Source organism: Nocardioides sp. NPDC051685 (genome assembly GCF_044453405.1).
GTDB lineage: Bacteria > Actinomycetota > Actinomycetes > Propionibacteriales > Nocardioidaceae > Nocardioides.
Genome location: NZ_JBITCR010000008.1, coordinates 150,956 through 165,637 on the forward strand (window position 1 = coordinate 150,956; position 14,682 = coordinate 165,637).

The window sequence follows — 14,682 nt, forward strand, 5'->3', positions numbered from 1 at the left end:
CGGTCACCGGGTTCGGCCGGGGCTGTGGGAGGGGGCCTGGCCGCGGGGATGCGGAGGCACCGGCCCGCCGTTCGGGCCCGGCCCCTTGGCCTGCCTGGTGTCGTCGGCCGGAGGTGCCGGCCGCGGCACGACACCGTCCTCGAGCAGCTGGCTCGCCATCAGGGCGGCCTGGGTGCGGTGGCTGACACCGAGCTTGGCGAGCAGGCCGGTGATGTGGTTCTTCACGGTCTTCTCCGCCAGCACCAGCCGGTCGGCGATCTGCCGGTTGGAGATGCCCTCGGCGAGCAGCACCAGGATCCGACGCTGCTGCGGGGTCAGCTCGGCAACCACCTCGTGCATCCGACGGCGCTCCTCGACGTTGTGCACCACCTTGGCGGCCGCCTCGGGGTCGAAGAGGGTGTGGCCGCTGGCCACCAGGCGTACGCCGGAGACCAGGCTCGTCGCCTCGATCTGCTTGAGCACGTAACCGGCCGCGCCCGCCATGATCGCCTGGCTCATCACCTCGTCGTCGGCGTCGGTGGCCAGGATCATGCATCGGATGTCGCTCTTGATCGCCAGCGCCTCGCGGCACAGCGCGACCCCAGAGGAGTCGGGCAGGTGCGCGTCCAGGATGAGTACGTCAGGGCGCAGCGTCGCGATCAGCGGCCGCGCCTCGGCGGCGGTGCGAGCCTCACCGACGACCTCGATGTCGGGTTCGGGCTGCAGGACGGTGCGCACGCCGACACGCACGACGTCGTGACCGTCGGCCAGCAGAACGCTGATCACCGCGTCGCCCACAGGCTCGTCTCACTCATCTCGTGGTTGGGGATCGTGCCGAAAGAAACCGCTTAAGAGTATCCCTACTGATGCAACATTTGATCACTGAGAGACCCGTGCCGTCTCGGATTTCGTTGCTTCTGGAAAGGTAGCGGTCATGACGACTTCTCGCGATCTCGACATCGTGCTGTTCGGCGCGACCGGATTCACCGGCGGCCTGGTGGCCGGATATCTCGCCGAGCACGCGCCCGACGGGCTGCGGTGGGGGCTCGCGGGTCGCTCGCTGTCACGCCTCGAGACAGTTCGCGACGGGCTCGGCTCCGTCGACGTCGAGCTCATCCAGGCCGACGTCTACGATGCCTCGTCGCTGGCCGCGCTGGCGGCTCGTGCTCGCGTCGTGATCACCACCGTCGGGCCCTACCTGGAGTTCGGTGAACCGCTGGTCAAGGCCTGCGCGGAGGCCGGCACCGACTACGTCGACCTCACCGGAGAACCCGAGTTCGTCGACACGATGTTCGTGAAGTACGACGCGATCGCCCGCGCCAACGGCGCCCGGATCGTGCACGCCTGCGGGTTCGACTCGATCCCGCACGACCTCGGCGCCTACTACACGGTGCGGGAGCTCGCAGCCGGTGGCGAGATCACCGGTCCGATGACCATGAAGGGCGTCGTCCGTTCCAACGCCACCTTCTCCGGCGGCACCTTCCACTCCGCGCTGGGGCAGATGTCGCGGCCCCGGGAGATGGCCGCGGCCTCGCGCGAGCGCCGGGCGCTCGAGGAGCGGCCGAAGGGACGTACGTCTCGACCGGCGAAGCCCCGGATCGGTCGCGACAGCGAGCTCGGCTACTGGCTGCTGCCGCTGCCGACCATCGACCCGTTCATCGTCGCTCGTTCCGGGCGAGCCCTGGAGGCGTACGGCCCCGCGTTCACCTACTCGCACTTCGCCGGGACCAAGACGCTCCGGTACGCCGTCGGTGGCGCGGTCGGGGTCGGCGGTCTCGCCCTCGCGATGCAGGTGTCGCCGCTGCGGGCCAAGCTCGGCGAGCGGGTCAAGCAGGGCACCGGCCCCTCCGAGCGCCGGCGCGAGAAGTCGTGGTTCACGGTCGACTTCGTTGCTGAGACCGGCGGCCGGAAGATCCACACCAAGGTCTCCGGAGGCGACCCCGGCTACACCGAGACCTCGAAGATGCTCGCCGAGTCGGCACTGTGCCTCGCCTTCGACACGCTGCCCGAGACCTCCGGGTCGGTGACCACCGCGGTCGCGATGGGCGACGCGCTGCTCGCGCGGCTCCAAGCCGCCGGAATCCGGTTCGAGGTCGTCGACGCTTCATAGATCGCGGTGTGCTCGGGATACCGCCTTCCTACCTGGATCGTGGCGCAGCTCCGAGCGGTTGGCCGCCGGGGCCATCGCTGAAGGTCAGCCAAGGGATCGACGGTTGTTGTGCGACGCCGGGCTTGCGGTAGTCACACACGCCTGCCGTGAAGACCTTCCGGAGGCGTTCCCATTGTGCGTTGGTGAAGTCAACGGCGTAGTCGTCGCGGTCGAGGGGTTTGAGCTGGCACTTCAAGATGTTGTCGGCCAGCGGACCGCCGGCGGCGATGCGGGGGTCGGCGAAGTAGGGGAACGCGGCCCTGCACCTGCTCATATCGGTGACCTTCTCGCCTGCGATCCAGCACGCGTCGACGGCATCCGCAGGCTTGTCGCGGAGCACCTTGACCTCGAGTGGATCGCTGGAGGCATCGGCTTCGACGTTGGCCAGCCACTTGTCGATCAGCAGGAACGCCTGCGCGTTGGCGGTGTCGTCGCCGGTGAGCGGCTCGGGGCTGGTCCAGATGATCTGGTTGCCGTGGCCGCCGTTGGCCTGGTCGATGCGGGCGCGCATGGCGTAGCTGTGGAAGTCCGTGTGGATCTCGAGGTTGCTTGATCCGCGCAGGTCGACGATCGGCACCTTGGCCGCTTCCTTCGGGTAGCTGACCCGCCCGGAGCGGTAGGCGATCTCGAGAGCGGCGGGGTCGGCAGTGCTGCGCTGCGGCTGCCAGTTCCAGTCGATGTCCAGGCCACCGACCTTCTCGTTGAGGTCGACGAACTGCTCGGGCAGGATCTCACCGGACTCCAGGGCCTGGAGCCCGTACTGCACGCCGACGTTGTCGAAGGGCCGGTTGGCGAACCCTCGCCCGATCCGCTGCTCGGCCGCGCCCCACGCCTCAGCCGGGCGCCGGCCCCAGATGGCCACCCCGTAGTCCTGCAGAGTGCAGCGCTCGCCAGTCGGATTGGTCTGCTCGTCGTAGACCCAGGCCGGGTTGGGGTCCAGGGTGGTGGCGTTGGCGCCGAGCAAGCCACCTAGGCACCCGGCGCCGTTGTCCGGGTCGAGCCAGGTCTTGGCGTAGTTGCCGTTGCCGGTCGGGTTGTCCCACAGGGAACGGCAGGTCGTCTCGGCGGCGTACCCCTCCACGGCGGCGCGTTGCGCCGTGACCGTCCACAGTGCCGAGCTGTCGAACGCCCGGTCGAGCAGGTGGCAGTCCTCGGCCTCCTGCATGGTCTCCCAGATGTCCGGGTAGCTGCAGGAGGGCTGGATCCCGTTGAGCAGTCCGGGGTAGTTGGAGGCGATCCAGTGCTGCTGCATGGAGCCGCCCGAGCAGCCGTTGCCGATGGTGTAGCGGATCGGACCGTAGCGCTCGACGATGTGCTCCTTGAGCATCGTCAACGCCTCGGCCGACACCACGTCGTTGCAGTTCTGCCCCAAGATGTTCAGGCTCGACAGGGCCACCGCGAAGCCGCGTGAGAGCGCTTGGTCGTTCAGCACCGTGCCGTCCGGCAGGGACTCCGGTGAGCCCTGCGAGTGCCGCGGGGTGCAGTCGCCGCCGAACGGGACGAGCAGCTTGCCGTTCCAGCCGCGTTGCGGCGCCCAGGGTGCCCAGGGCTGGGACGGGTCGTAGAGCACCGCGATGTCGTAGATGCCGCGGTCCATCACGCCGCGTTCGCGGCGGACGACGTACGGCGCGCGGTTTCCCTGGTCGGTCGTCGTGTACGCCAGGTCCAGCGGTCGGTTGTTCGGGTCGTACGCCGCGAACTGGCCGGTCACCGAGGACATGTAGAGCAGCTCGAACTTCGCCGGGGTGTTGCACTGGGCGTCCTGCGCCGGACCGAGGCCGTTCTTCTCGGTCGCACAGATCCAGGGCTGTACCTGCGGCCCCGCGAACAACGGCCCCCCGATCGGATGGTTGGTCATCGTCATCTGGGCGGCGCCAGCCGCGCCACGCGCGGTCAACACGTTCTCACCGACAGCCAACCCAGTGACCAGACCGAGAAAGCGACCGTCGGACCGGACAGCGAACGCGGAGGTCAGGTCTCTCCCGGCCACGTCGACTCGAATCTTGGCGGGATCGGTGTTGCTGGGCAGCACGATCTCAACGAGGGCATCGCCGCCCGACACCAGGTCCGCCCGGTTGGACAGCACCTTGATCTGCATGCCGTCCGCCTCCGCCGCGTAGGCGGAACCCGCTGCAACTGTCGCGAACACCAGCATCGACGCGACCGCGATACCGATCAGCCTTCTTGGCAACATGAATCCTCCTCGGCGACGCACCCCGCCGCGCGGTATGACCGATGTGTTCGGGGGACTCCTGAACCTCGGCGATCCCGACGATCGTCCAGTGGCGTGCATTGCGGCACCCCCGAAAGGTGGTGAGGGGTCAGGCACACGGGCACGTGACATCTGAACTGTGGTGGCGAGAGATGCGTCAAGGACGGCATGAAGCCGCGTCGAGCGCAAGTGTGAACGTCGAGTTGCGCGAGCCCCGGAAGGGATCCGGGCTCGAGCATTCTGGGCGTGAAACGCCTTCTGGCCTGCGAAACAGGCGAAACCTGGTGCCCCAGGCAAGAGTCGAACTTGCGACCTTTCGCTTAGGAGGCGGCTGCTCTATCCACTGAGCTACTGGGGCATTCGTGGATATCTTGCCATGGTGACGGGTGATACTACGGTTTGGGGTTCGATGCGGTCAGGGGCCAAACTTGGGGCCCTCGCGTAGGTTGAGTCACCGTCGACTCAACCCGAATCCCCCCGAAGACAAGCGACGAGTGACGGTGACCTATGCCTGACCCCTCCCGGCCTCCCCGACGTGGGGGTGCGGATTCTGGCTCGGGTGTGTCCGGATTCGAGTGGATGTACGGCGCCGACGAACCCGCGAACAACGAGTCGGGGGGGACTCGTTCCGGGCGTGGTTCTCGGGTCGCGGACGTACCGACCGACCAGCCGTCGGCGGAGCCCGGCGGTGGACGACGGGCCGCGCGTCCGCAGTCCGAGTTCGTGTCGCCGCCGCCTCCGGGCCCCGGGTCGGCGGGCGGTGGTCGCCGCGCTGCGCGTCCAGCTCGTCAGGAGCCGGCTCCGGTCGATCATTCCGTCGCCGAGCCGCCGCGTGCCGAACCTCTGCGCGTCGAACCGATACGGCGGGAGCCGACCCGAGCCGAGCGCTATCAGGCGATGGGCCGCGGGGGCTCGGGTGCGTCGCAGACGCCTGCTCCGTCGTCACCTCAGGAGTGGGGCGACCCAGATGTGACCGCCGTCGCTCCAGCACTGCGCGAGACACCGCGCCCCCCGCGTCACGTACCTCCGCCGCCGGCGCCCTCCGTCGAGGAGACCGCGGTCGCGCCCGTGCCGGAGTGGTATCGCCAGGACCCTCAGCCTGCTCCTTCTGCGCCCAAGGTTCCCGACCAGCAGCTCGCCCCGCCGGCCGCCCGCGAGTTCGACTGGAACGCCCCTGCCCCCGGCGACCGGCCTCGGGGGCGCACGACCTCCCGCGACGAGCTGCACGAGGCTCGTCACGAGGCATATCCGCCCGCGGGGCGGCACGGTGCTGCGTACGCCTCGGGTCATGACGACGAGCCCTATGACGACTATCCGCCGCAGGGTGGCTATGACGAGCCGTACGCCCCCTACCCCGGCGACGAGCGCGAGGGTCGCGACAAGCCGCGGATCAGCGTGTGGCAGGTGCTCAGCTCGACGCTGCTCGTGCTGGCGCTGATCGTCGGGCTGTTCACGGTCTACACCTACCGCAGCCTGCGGTCGAACATCAGTACTGTCAGTCTTGGTGAGAAGGCCGCTGACGTCGGCCCGAAGGAGCCGATCAACATCCTCGTGATGGGGTCGGACAGCCGCGACTGCAAGGGATGTGGCGTCGACGGCGCGAGCGGTGGTGGATCGGACACCAACATCCTGCTGCACCTCTCCGCCAACCGGAAGTTCGCCTACGGCGTCTCCATCCCCCGCGACACGATGGTGGACCGGCCGTCGTGCAAGACCGAGGACGGAAAGACCGCGCCGGCTGAGTACGTTCGGTGGAACGCTGCCTACTCGGCTGGTGGTCCGACCTGCACGGTCACCCAGCTCGAGTCGGTGGCCAGCGACCTGTGCGGTGAGAAGTGCGACATCACCGTCAACCATCTCGTGGTCGTCGACTTCGCGAGCTTCAAGGGCATGGTCGATGCGATCGACGGGGTCGACGTCTGCCTTCCTGAAGAAGTCGATGACAAGTACACCGGCGCTCACTTCGACGCCGGCAAGCAGACACTGACTGGCAAACAGGCGCTCAACTACGTACGTCTGCGGCACGGCCTCGGTGATGGCGGTGACCTCGACCGGTCCAAGCGCCAGCAGGCGTTCATCGGGTCGATGGCGGCCAAGCTGCTCTCCGGCGACACGCTGTCCAGTCCGACGAAGGTGCTCGGCTTCCTGAACGCCGCGACCAAGGGTCTGACGATGGACGAGGGTCTCAAGGACAACCTCGACACGATGGCGAAGATCGGGTCCGGGTTCCAGAGCATCGGGATGGAGAACATCAAGTTCCTCACCATCCCGACGTTGCCCGATCCTGAGAATCCCGAGGCCACGGTTGTGCTCGATGAGGAGAAGGCGAGGAACGTCTTCAAGGCCATCGCCAACGACAAGCCGTTGACCAAGAAGATCGCCGCCGGGGCGATGGACGCCGGGCAGGCTGCTGGGAAGAAGAGCAAGGGCTCGGGCGACGCACCCTCCGACGGTGGCTCGACTGACGGTGAGACCGCGGGGTCGACGCCCACAGACGAGGCCGCCGGTGGATCGTCGGACACCGCCTCGGACGGTGCCAGCAGCGGTGCTTCCGAGGAGGAGCTCGCCCAGATCGCCGAAGAGGCAAAGGCGGCGCGCGAACGAGCCGGGTTGTGCTGATGACCGAACCCGATGAGACCAAGGAGCCGGAGTGGAAACGCAAGCAGCGGCTGGCGCGGATCTTCGGTGACGAACTTCCCGAGACGACCCAGGACGAGCGGGACGACACCGCGGAGTCCGAGGAGTCGACGTCGGATCGATGGCTGAAATCCCAGGTGCCGCCTCACCACGGTGGGTGAGACGGCACCTGGGGTGCGAGTGGGTCAGCGGACGCTGATGCTGTCGCGGATCTGCTTGAGGATGTCGATCTCGGTCTCGCCCGGGTCGGGGTCCGGGAAGAAGCGCTCCTTGGCGGCGGTGTAGGGCTTCACGATGAGGAAGTAGACGACCGACGCCATGATGAGGAAGGCGATCACCGCGGTCAGCCATGCGCCGAGGCTGATGCCGCCCGGCTCGTAGTTCGAGAAGTCGGGCGTGCCGCCGATCTTGCCGAGCAGGTCCATGATGATGTCAACGGTGGCAGTGACGACTGTGGCGAAAGCGCCGCCCATGATGAAGGCGACCGCCAGCTTGATCAGGTCGCCCTGGAGCAGGAACTTCTTGAAACCGTCCATGTCTTGCTTTCTCCTGTGAATCGGTGTGTGAGGTGAAGGAGACCGCCCGGACGTGGCGCGGTGGTTATCAGTACGCGAAGGTGAGATAACCACTCACTGCTGCGGACGTGACGTCCTCGACACTGTCCGCGGCGACTCCGACGATGACCAGACGCCCCGCCGAAGTGTTCGTGACGCCGAACCCGTCGGTCTTTCCTTGTGCCGGAGAATCATCGCCGCTCGGCTCCGCGGCCTGAGGGAGGCTGAGGATCAGCGTGTCGGTGGTGACCTGGGCGGTCTCGGCGGTGGCCGGGTCCGTGGCGTAGAGGTCCACCGTGTCGCCGACGTGGAGCAGACCGGCCATCTCGGCGTCGGGGAGCCGGACCGGCACGGCCACCAGGTCGGGGTGTCCCTCGGTCAGCCCCGGCCCCACCAGACGTACGTCGGTGACGGGCTCGCCCCGCCGCAGAGGAGCCGCGAGGCGCTCACCGAGCGGCGCATCGGCGAGGTCGGTGGGGACGCTGCCGGGATCGGTCTCGACGTCGGTCAGGTCGGCAGCGGTGAGCACGGTGCCGACCGGCAGATCTCGGGACGCGACCGCCATCGTCGTGGTGTCGGGTGGGTCCGGCCGGGTGGCCGAGATCCCGATCGCGACCGCGGAGGCGGTCAGCAGGAACGCCAGCAGGCGTCGGTGGGCGAGCACCCCGCGGCGTACGCGGCGGGAGAAGGACGTGATTCGAGTGAACATGCGGGCACGCTAGATCGCGCTCGCGTTCCCCGCATCTCGCTATCCACAGCCTCTGCAGGCATGTGGATGACCCTGTGGATAACTAAGGGTTCAGTCCGAGGAGCCGGAGGCGGCGGGCGCCGGCGAGGAGGTGCTCGAGGACGTCGAGGACGAGGACGTGGAGGACGTCGACGAGGAGGAACCGGAGCGGGAGTCGGTGCGGTAGAAGCCGGAGCCCTTGAAGACGACGCCGGCGGCGCTGAAGACCTTGCGCAGCTTGCCGCCGCACTCGGGGCACTCGGTCAGCGAAGCCTCGCTGAAGCTCTGGAACTGGTCGAAGGCGTGGCCGCACTCGGTGCAGGCGTACTGGTAGGTGGGCACGTTTCTCCTAGAACAGAATCTGGCACTCGACGGGCGCGACTGCCAATATTAGCGAACGCCTAGGAGAAGCGCTGCATTCCCTCCGCGCTCGCGGCCGCTCCGACGGCTCGGTCGTGCGCCTCCACGGGCACCGAGACGCCGATTTCCCACGGATAGAGAAGTGCGCAGGTAAAGGTTCCGGCCGGCACCCGGGCCAGGATGCGGTCGTAGGAGCCGCCGCCCCGTCCCATCCGATGGCCCTGCGGGTCGACGGCCAGGCCGGGGACGAGCACGGCGTCGGCACCGGCGATCGCGGAGACGCCCAAGCGCTCCCCGCCGGGCTCCAGCAGGCCGCGAGGTGCCCGGACCAGATCTCCGTCGTAGACGGCCCAGTCCAGGTCGTTGTCCGGCAGCAGGCAGGGGAGGAGGATGCGTTTCCCGGCCGCGTCCAACTCGTCGATAAGAGGTCCCGTGCCCGGTTCGCTGCCGATCGAGACGTAGAGCGCAACCGTGGCGGCGCTGCGTACGTCTGGAATATCGGTGACCACCTGCGCAAGGGAGCGCGCAAGCGAACCGAGCCGGGGGAGCCCGATGCGCCCCCGGGTAGTCACCAACTGGTCGCGTAAGGCAGTCTTGCGCCCCACGAAGTCAGCGGGGGCTGGACCATCAGAACCCGGAGGGGTGTGTGAACCCGACACAACGACAGCCTAGGCTTTCCTTTATGGGTAGCCCAGGTTTGGCCAAGGCAATGGCGAAGATGCGCGATGCCGGCGTGGACGACGTCGCGGTGCAGACATTCGCACATTACTACCGCCAGCTCGAGCACGGGGAGACCGGGATGATCCCGGAGGACACGATCGAGCCGGTCGACATCGCGTCGATCGCCGACGCCGAGGTCACGGACGACGAGGCGCACGCCGCCATCTCGACGACCGCGGTGATCAAGCTCAACGGTGGCCTCGGCACCTCGATGGGCATGGACCGCGCGAAGTCGCTGCTCTGCGTGCGCAAGGGCCTGAGCTTCCTGGACGTCATCGCCCGCCAGATCCTGCACATGCGGGCGAAGTACGACGTACGCCTCCCGCTGCTGCTGATGAACTCCTTCCGCACCTCCGAGGACAGCCTGGCCGCGCTCGAGCGCTACCAGGACCTGCCGGTCGAGGGTCTGCCGCTGGAGTTCCTGCAGAACCGCGAGCCGCGTCTGCTCGTCGACGACCTGACCCCCGTCGAGTGGCCCAAGGACCCCGAGCTCGAGTGGTGCCCGCCGGGCCACGGCGACATCTACACCGCCCTGCTCGACACCGGACTCCTCGACCTGCTCATCGAGCAGGGCTACGAGCGGGTCTTCGTCTCCAACTCCGACAACCTCGGCGCCGTCCCCGACGAGAAGGTCGCCGGCTGGTTCGCCAAGTCCGGTGCCCCCTTCGCCATCGAGGCCGTACGCCGCACCCCGAGCGACCGCAAGGGCGGTCACTTCGCGCGCCGCAAGTCCGATGGCCGTCTCATCCTGCGTGAGACGGCGCAGACGCGCGACGAGGACAAGGTGGCGGTGCAGGACCTCAGCCGCCACAAGTACTGCTCGACCAACAACATCTGGTTCGACCTCAAGGCGCTCAAGAAGGTCCTCTCCGAGCGCGACGGCATCCTCGGCCTGCCGCTGATCCGCAACGAGAAGACCGTCGACCCCGCCGACCCGAAGACCCCGAAGGTGGTCCAGATCGAGACCGCCATGGGTGCCGCGATCGAGGTCTTCGAGGGCTCGCAGCTGATCGAGGTCGGCCGCGACCGGTTCGTTCCGGTCAAGACGACCAACGACCTCCTCGTCCTCCGCTCCGACGTCTACGACATCGGCGACGACTTCGTGCTCGACCAGGTCGCCGACGTGGTGCCGTTCATCGACCTGGATGGCGACTACTACAAGTACGTCGCCAACTTCGACGAGCGCTTCCCCGAGGGCGCTCCGTCGCTGCGCAAGGCGTCCTCGCTGACCGTCAACGGTGACTGGACCTTCGGCAAGGGCGTCCAGGTGATCGGTGCCGTCGAGCTCGACGGCGCCAACGCCGAACGCGTCGCGCCCGCAACCGTCCTGTCCGACTAGTGTTGGCGGGGTGACCCCCGCCGACTACCGCGACCGAATCCTGGCCGAACTCGAGCCGATGCCGGCCTACCCGCAGCCCTTGATGGACTGTCTCGGGCTGGCGGTGGCCGAGGACATCCATGCCGAGGTTGCCCTACCGGGCTTCGACAACTCCTCGATGGACGGCTACGCGGTCCGCTACGCCGACGTCGCGACGGCTTCGGCCGAGGCGCCGGTGCGGTTGCCGGTGCTCGGCGAGATCGGTGCCGGGCAGGCCTCGCTGCTGGCGCTCCCGCCGGGCGCGGCGGCGAAGATCATGACGGGCGCGCCGCTGCCGGCGGGAGCCGACACCGTGGTGCCGTACGAGTGGACCGACCGTGGTGTCGCCGAGGTCGAGATCCGGAAGACGCCCGAGGAGGCTCAGCACGTCCGCTACGCGGGTGAGGACGTCGCCAAGGGCGACCTGCTCATCCCTGCGGGCACGGTCCTCGGCCCGCGCCATCTCGGCCTGATCGCCTCGGTCGGCCGCGCCCAGGTGGCGGTGCGCCCGCGGCCTCGGGTCGTGGTGCTCTCGACAGGCACCGAGCTGCGCGAGCCCGGCGAGACCCTGGGTCACGACTCGATCTACGACGGCAACTCCTTCCTCCTGGCCGCCGCTGCCCGCCGGGCCGGCGCGATCGCCTACCGCGTCGGGATCGTTCCCGACGAGCCGCGTGCCTTCATGACCGCGCTCTCCGACCAGCTGGTCCGCGCCGACCTGGTGGTCACCTCCGGCGGCGTCTCGATGGGCGACTACGACGTGGTCAAGGAGGCGCTGACGCCGGAGGGTGTCTGGTTCGGGCCGGTGAACATGCAGCCGGGCAAGCCCCAGGGCTTCGGCCGGATCGGCGAGGAGCGGGTGCCGGTACTGTGCCTGCCCGGCAACCCGGTCTCCTCGTTCGTCTCCTTCGAGCTCTTCGTGCTCCCGGCGATCCGCCGGCTGATGGGCATGACCCCCGAGGCCAGGCCCGTACGCCGCGCCGCCCTCACCCACCCGGTGCGCTCCCCGAAGGGGAAGGAGCAGTACCTCCGCGGCTGGTACGACGGCTCCCGCGCCGGCGTCTCGCCCATCGGTGGGCCGGGGTCCCACCTGATCGGCGACCTGGCCGGCGCGAACTGCCTGATCGTGATCCCGCCGGACACGACCGCGCTGGACAAGGACGCCGAGGTGGACGTGATCGAGCTGGACGTGGAGTTCTGATGGCCGACCGACTCACCCACGTCGACGAGACCGGGGCGGCCCGGATGGTCGACGTCTCCGAGAAGGCGGTCACCGCCCGCTCTGCGACCGCGTCCGGGCGGGTGCTGGTCGCACCTGAGGTCATCGAGCTGCTCCGCGGCGAGGGCGTACCCAAGGGTGATGCGCTCGCCGTGGCCCGCATCGCCGGGATCATGGGCGCGAAGAAGACCCCCGATCTGATCCCCCTGTGCCACCCGTTGGCGGTCTCGGGCGTCAAGGTCGAGCTGAGCGTCGCCGACGACGCCGTCGAGATCACCGCGACCGTGAAGACCACCGACCGCACCGGTGTCGAGATGGAGGCACTGACCGCGGTCGCGGTCGCCGGCCTCACCGTGGTCGACATGATCAAGGCGGTCGACAAGCGAGCGGTCATCACCGATGTCCGGGTCGAGACGAAGACCGGTGGAAAGTCGGGTACGTTCCAGCGATGAGCCTGAAAGCGACCGTCGTCGTCGCCTCCAACCGCGCCTCGGCGGGTGTCTACGAGGACACCACCGGACCACTCCTGGTCACTTTCCTGGAAGAGCTCGGTTTCGCGGTCGGCCCTCCCGAGGTCGTACGCGACGGCGACCCGGTCGGCGAGGCGATCGCCCGGGCGGCGGAGGACGGGGCGCGGGTCGTCCTCACCACCGGAGGCACGGGCCTCACCCCCACCGACCGCACCCCCGAGGTCACCCGCCCGCTGCTGGATCGCGAGATCCCGGGCATCGCCGAGGGCATCCGGGCGGCCGGAGTGGCCAAGGGGGTCCCGACAGCGCTACTGTCCCGCGGTCTGGCCGGTCAGATCGGAGCGTGCGTGGTGGTGAACCTTCCCGGGTCCCGGGGTGGCGTGAAGGATGCGATCGACGTACTTCGTCCGGTGCTGCCCCACGCCGTGGAGCAGTCGGTCGGCAGTGATCACTGAGTGGGGCCAGCGATGACTGATCCCGGCTGGCCTGCCGTCCTCTCCCACGGCGCGGTGACCATCCGCCCTCTCGACCGCACCGACGCCAAGGCCTGGACCGAGGCGCGCCGTCGCTCGGCGGCCTGGCTGCACCAGTGGGACGCGACCGTGCCCCCGGGCTCGAGCGCCCGGCCCACGACCTTCGCCGGCCTCGTACGTCGTCTTCGGCGTCAGGCCAAGCGCGGGACGACCTATCCGTTCGCGATCGACGTCGACGGTGTTTTCGCTGGTCAGGTCACGGTCAACAACATCGTGCGCGGCTCCGCGCAGTTCGCCTCGATCGGCTACTGGATCGACCAGAGCTTCGCCGGCCGAGGCGTGATGCCGCTGGCGGTGGCACTGGTCATCGACCACTGCTTCACCACCGCGCGGCTGCACCGGATCGAGATCTGCATCCGTCCGGAGAACTCCAACTCGCTGCGCGTCGTGGAGAAGCTGGGCATCGCCGAGATCGGATATGCGCCCCGATTCCTGCATATCGACGGCGCCTGGCGAGATCACCGTATCTTCGCGATCACGGTTGAGGAATGTCACCAAGGAATGCTGGCCAGACTGGGTTTGTCACCTGAATGAGGCATTGACGTCGGCGTGTCCTTCTGAAATCACACAAGTCACACGCGACACACCACTGCACGTCCGCCTACGGGCTGGTAATGGCTCCTACGCTTCTTGACGTGGACCCGAGCGCACTCATCTTCGTCGCCCTCGCCGTGGCGTGGGCGGTGTACTTGGTGCCCAAAGCGCTCGAACAGACAGCGTCGGCCGAGGACGGGACGAAGAGCCGGGCCGGCGCCGCCATCTCCAAGTCCCGTCGGATCCTCGCACGACGAGAGGCCACCGGCAAGGACTCCACCGACCTGGTGACCGAGAAGTCGTCGAAGAAGCCCGAGGTCGCCGAGCCTGCTCCACGTCCGGTCCCGATAGCCGTACGCCGCCGAGCGGCTCGCGCCGCGGCCAAGCGCCGTTCGATCGTGCTCGGCGCGCTTGTCCTCGGCTTGGCCGTGGTCGGCGCGCTCGCCGGCTTCGGTGTCCTCGGCCCGGTCTGGATCGCGATCCCGGCCGGGCTGGTCGTTGCTTGGCTGGTCACCTGCCGGATCAGCGTGCGCCACCAGCGCGAGGTCTGGGCACGGATCCCGTTCCCCGAGGACATCCCCGAGCCGGAGCCCGTCGCCCCGCCCCGGGTCACCTTCGACATCGACCAGGACACCGGCGACCTGGTCGCCGTCGTCGAGCACGACGACACCGGCGAGCAGCTCCCCGCGGGTGCCTGGAAGCCGGTGGAGACCCCGCTGCCGACGTACGTCTCCAAGGAGGCCGCGCCGCGCCGCACCGTGCGCACCATCGACCTGGACGCCACCGGCGTGTGGAGCTCGGGTCGCAACGCCGCCGACTCCGAGCTCGTCCGCCAGGCCGAGGAGGCCGAGCGCGCCGCGGCCTCGGCTGCCGAAGAGGCGCGCGGCCGCGCCACGGGCTCCTGATTGGGTATCACCCGCGACGAGGTGCTAACGTTTCTCATCGCTTGGGGCTGTGGCGCAGTTGGTAGCGCGTCTCGTTCGCAATGAGAAGGCCAGGGGTTCGAATCCCCTCAGCTCCACCAGGCGAAAACCCGGTCTCAGTAGGCAATTCATTGCTGAACTGACCGGGCTTTCTCCTTTTCGCTCACCCGTCCCTTCGCCTTGTGCCCTCCTTCCCCTCCGCTGGTGTGTGCCTGGTCGACAAGCACGCAGCACTCGGCGTGCCCAGCTATTTCGGTGAGCTACAACCCACTGTCCCGTCGGCGCGCGAGCCGCGCATCGACGCGTCG

General features: G+C 68.5%; 15 protein-coding genes and 2 tRNA genes. 10 read left to right on the plus strand and 7 right to left on the minus strand.

Annotated elements, in window-relative coordinates; all coding sequences use genetic code 11:
* Nucleotides 1–3: 3 nt before the first annotated feature.
* The gene (locus ACIA03_RS21980) at nt 4–765 is read right to left on the minus strand and encodes a response regulator (protein WP_396986443.1); all 762 of its coding nucleotides are present in this window, start codon (nt 763–765) and stop codon (nt 4–6) included.
* A gap of 148 nt (nt 766–913) precedes the next feature.
* Between ACIA03_RS21980 and ACIA03_RS21985 the strand changes: the two genes are divergently transcribed.
* Nucleotides 914–2,089: a saccharopine dehydrogenase family protein gene (locus tag ACIA03_RS21985; RefSeq protein ID WP_396986446.1), complete on the plus strand. Its 1,176-nt coding sequence runs from the start codon at nt 914–916 to the stop codon at nt 2,087–2,089.
* A gap of 28 nt (nt 2,090–2,117) precedes the next feature.
* On the opposite strand, the gene ACIA03_RS21990 is transcribed toward ACIA03_RS21985, so the two are convergent.
* Both ACIA03_RS21990 and ACIA03_RS21995 read right to left on the minus strand, forming a co-directional pair.
* Entirely contained in the window at nt 2,118–4,322 is a 2,205-nt protein-coding gene (locus ACIA03_RS21990; RefSeq protein ID WP_396986448.1) for a DUF6351 family protein, read from the minus strand.
* A gap of 300 nt (nt 4,323–4,622) precedes the next feature.
* Nucleotides 4,623–4,698, minus strand: a tRNA-Arg gene (locus tag ACIA03_RS21995).
* Nucleotides 4,699–5,309: 611 nt separating this feature from the next.
* Between ACIA03_RS21995 and ACIA03_RS22000 the strand changes: the two genes are divergently transcribed.
* Complete coding sequence (locus tag ACIA03_RS22000) at nt 5,310–6,959, plus strand: LCP family protein (RefSeq protein WP_396986450.1); 1,650 nt, start codon at nt 5,310–5,312, stop codon at nt 6,957–6,959.
* Entirely contained in the window at nt 6,959–7,138 is a 180-nt protein-coding gene (locus tag ACIA03_RS22005; RefSeq protein ID WP_396986452.1) for a hypothetical protein, read from the plus strand. Before ACIA03_RS22000 ends, ACIA03_RS22005 begins: the two co-directional genes overlap by 1 nt.
* 24 nt (nt 7,139–7,162) lie before the next feature.
* Here ACIA03_RS22005 and ACIA03_RS22010 read toward each other — a convergent pair whose 3' ends face one another.
* The 4 genes from ACIA03_RS22010 to ACIA03_RS22025 all read right to left on the minus strand — a co-directional run bounded on the left by ACIA03_RS22010 (nt 7,163) and on the right by ACIA03_RS22025 (nt 9,277).
* Nucleotides 7,163–7,513, minus strand: a complete 351-nt coding sequence (locus ACIA03_RS22010) for an MscL family protein (RefSeq protein WP_396986454.1) — start codon at nt 7,511–7,513, stop codon at nt 7,163–7,165.
* Between the two features lie 67 nt (nt 7,514–7,580).
* Entirely contained in the window at nt 7,581–8,240 is a 660-nt protein-coding gene (locus ACIA03_RS22015; protein ID WP_396986456.1) for an SAF domain-containing protein, read from the minus strand.
* A gap of 90 nt (nt 8,241–8,330) precedes the next feature.
* The gene (locus tag ACIA03_RS22020; RefSeq protein WP_396986458.1) at nt 8,331–8,600 is read right to left on the minus strand and encodes an FmdB family zinc ribbon protein; all 270 of its coding nucleotides are present in this window, start codon (nt 8,598–8,600) and stop codon (nt 8,331–8,333) included.
* Between the two features lie 59 nt (nt 8,601–8,659).
* Nucleotides 8,660–9,277, minus strand: coding sequence for a 5-formyltetrahydrofolate cyclo-ligase (locus tag ACIA03_RS22025; RefSeq protein WP_396986460.1), 618 nt, complete (start codon nt 9,275–9,277; stop codon nt 8,660–8,662).
* A 23-nt stretch (nt 9,278–9,300) separates the two neighbouring features.
* Here ACIA03_RS22025 and ACIA03_RS22030 point away from each other — a divergent pair, with 23 nt between their 5' ends.
* The 7 genes from ACIA03_RS22030 (at nt 9,301) to ACIA03_RS22060 (ending at nt 14,475) form a co-directional block, all read left to right on the plus strand.
* Nucleotides 9,301–10,677 carry a UTP--glucose-1-phosphate uridylyltransferase gene (locus ACIA03_RS22030; protein WP_396986462.1) on the plus strand — a complete coding sequence of 459 codons (1,377 nt, stop codon included), beginning with the start codon at nt 9,301–9,303 and terminating at the stop codon, nt 10,675–10,677.
* Nucleotides 10,678–10,687: 10 nt separating this feature from the next.
* Nucleotides 10,688–11,896, plus strand: a complete 1,209-nt coding sequence (glp, locus tag ACIA03_RS22035; RefSeq protein ID WP_396986464.1) for a gephyrin-like molybdotransferase Glp — start codon at nt 10,688–10,690, stop codon at nt 11,894–11,896.
* The gene (gene moaC / locus ACIA03_RS22040) at nt 11,896–12,366 is read left to right on the plus strand and encodes a cyclic pyranopterin monophosphate synthase MoaC (RefSeq protein ID WP_396986466.1); all 471 of its coding nucleotides are present in this window, start codon (nt 11,896–11,898) and stop codon (nt 12,364–12,366) included. Before glp ends, moaC begins: the two co-directional genes overlap by 1 nt.
* Nucleotides 12,363–12,839 (plus strand): molybdenum cofactor biosynthesis protein B, encoded by a 477-nt coding sequence (locus tag ACIA03_RS22045; protein ID WP_396986468.1) that lies wholly within the window; start codon nt 12,363–12,365, stop codon nt 12,837–12,839. Before moaC ends, ACIA03_RS22045 begins: the two co-directional genes overlap by 4 nt.
* 12 nt (nt 12,840–12,851) lie before the next feature.
* On the plus strand, nt 12,852–13,451 hold the full coding sequence (locus ACIA03_RS22050; protein WP_396986470.1) for a GNAT family N-acetyltransferase: 600 nt from the start codon (nt 12,852–12,854) through the stop codon (nt 13,449–13,451).
* Nucleotides 13,452–13,552: 101 nt separating this feature from the next.
* Nucleotides 13,553–14,356, plus strand: a complete 804-nt coding sequence (locus ACIA03_RS22055; protein WP_396986472.1) for a hypothetical protein — start codon at nt 13,553–13,555, stop codon at nt 14,354–14,356.
* A gap of 43 nt (nt 14,357–14,399) precedes the next feature.
* A tRNA-Ala gene (locus ACIA03_RS22060) sits at nt 14,400–14,475 on the plus strand.
* Nucleotides 14,476–14,682: the final 207 nt, after the last annotated feature.

Excerpts from the sequence above, each read along its gene's own strand:
- ACIA03_RS21985 (WP_396986446.1), top strand. The coding sequence starts at position 914 with ATGACGACTTCTCGCGATCTCGACATCGTGCTGTTCGGCGCGACCGGA.
- ACIA03_RS21990 (WP_396986448.1), bottom strand. The coding sequence starts at position 4,322 with ATGTTGCCAAGAAGGCTGATCGGTATCGCGGTCGCGTCGATGCTGGTG.
- ACIA03_RS22005 (WP_396986452.1), top strand. The coding sequence starts at position 6,959 with ATGACCGAACCCGATGAGACCAAGGAGCCGGAGTGGAAACGCAAGCAG.
- ACIA03_RS22010 (WP_396986454.1), bottom strand. The coding sequence starts at position 7,513 with ATGGACGGTTTCAAGAAGTTCCTGCTCCAGGGCGACCTGATCAAGCTG.
- ACIA03_RS22015 (WP_396986456.1), bottom strand. The coding sequence starts at position 8,240 with ATGTTCACTCGAATCACGTCCTTCTCCCGCCGCGTACGCCGCGGGGTG.
- ACIA03_RS22030 (WP_396986462.1), top strand. The coding sequence starts at position 9,301 with ATGGGTAGCCCAGGTTTGGCCAAGGCAATGGCGAAGATGCGCGATGCC.
- moaC (WP_396986466.1), top strand. The coding sequence starts at position 11,896 with ATGGCCGACCGACTCACCCACGTCGACGAGACCGGGGCGGCCCGGATG.
- ACIA03_RS22045 (WP_396986468.1), top strand. The coding sequence starts at position 12,363 with ATGAGCCTGAAAGCGACCGTCGTCGTCGCCTCCAACCGCGCCTCGGCG.
- ACIA03_RS22050 (WP_396986470.1), top strand. The coding sequence starts at position 12,852 with ATGACTGATCCCGGCTGGCCTGCCGTCCTCTCCCACGGCGCGGTGACC.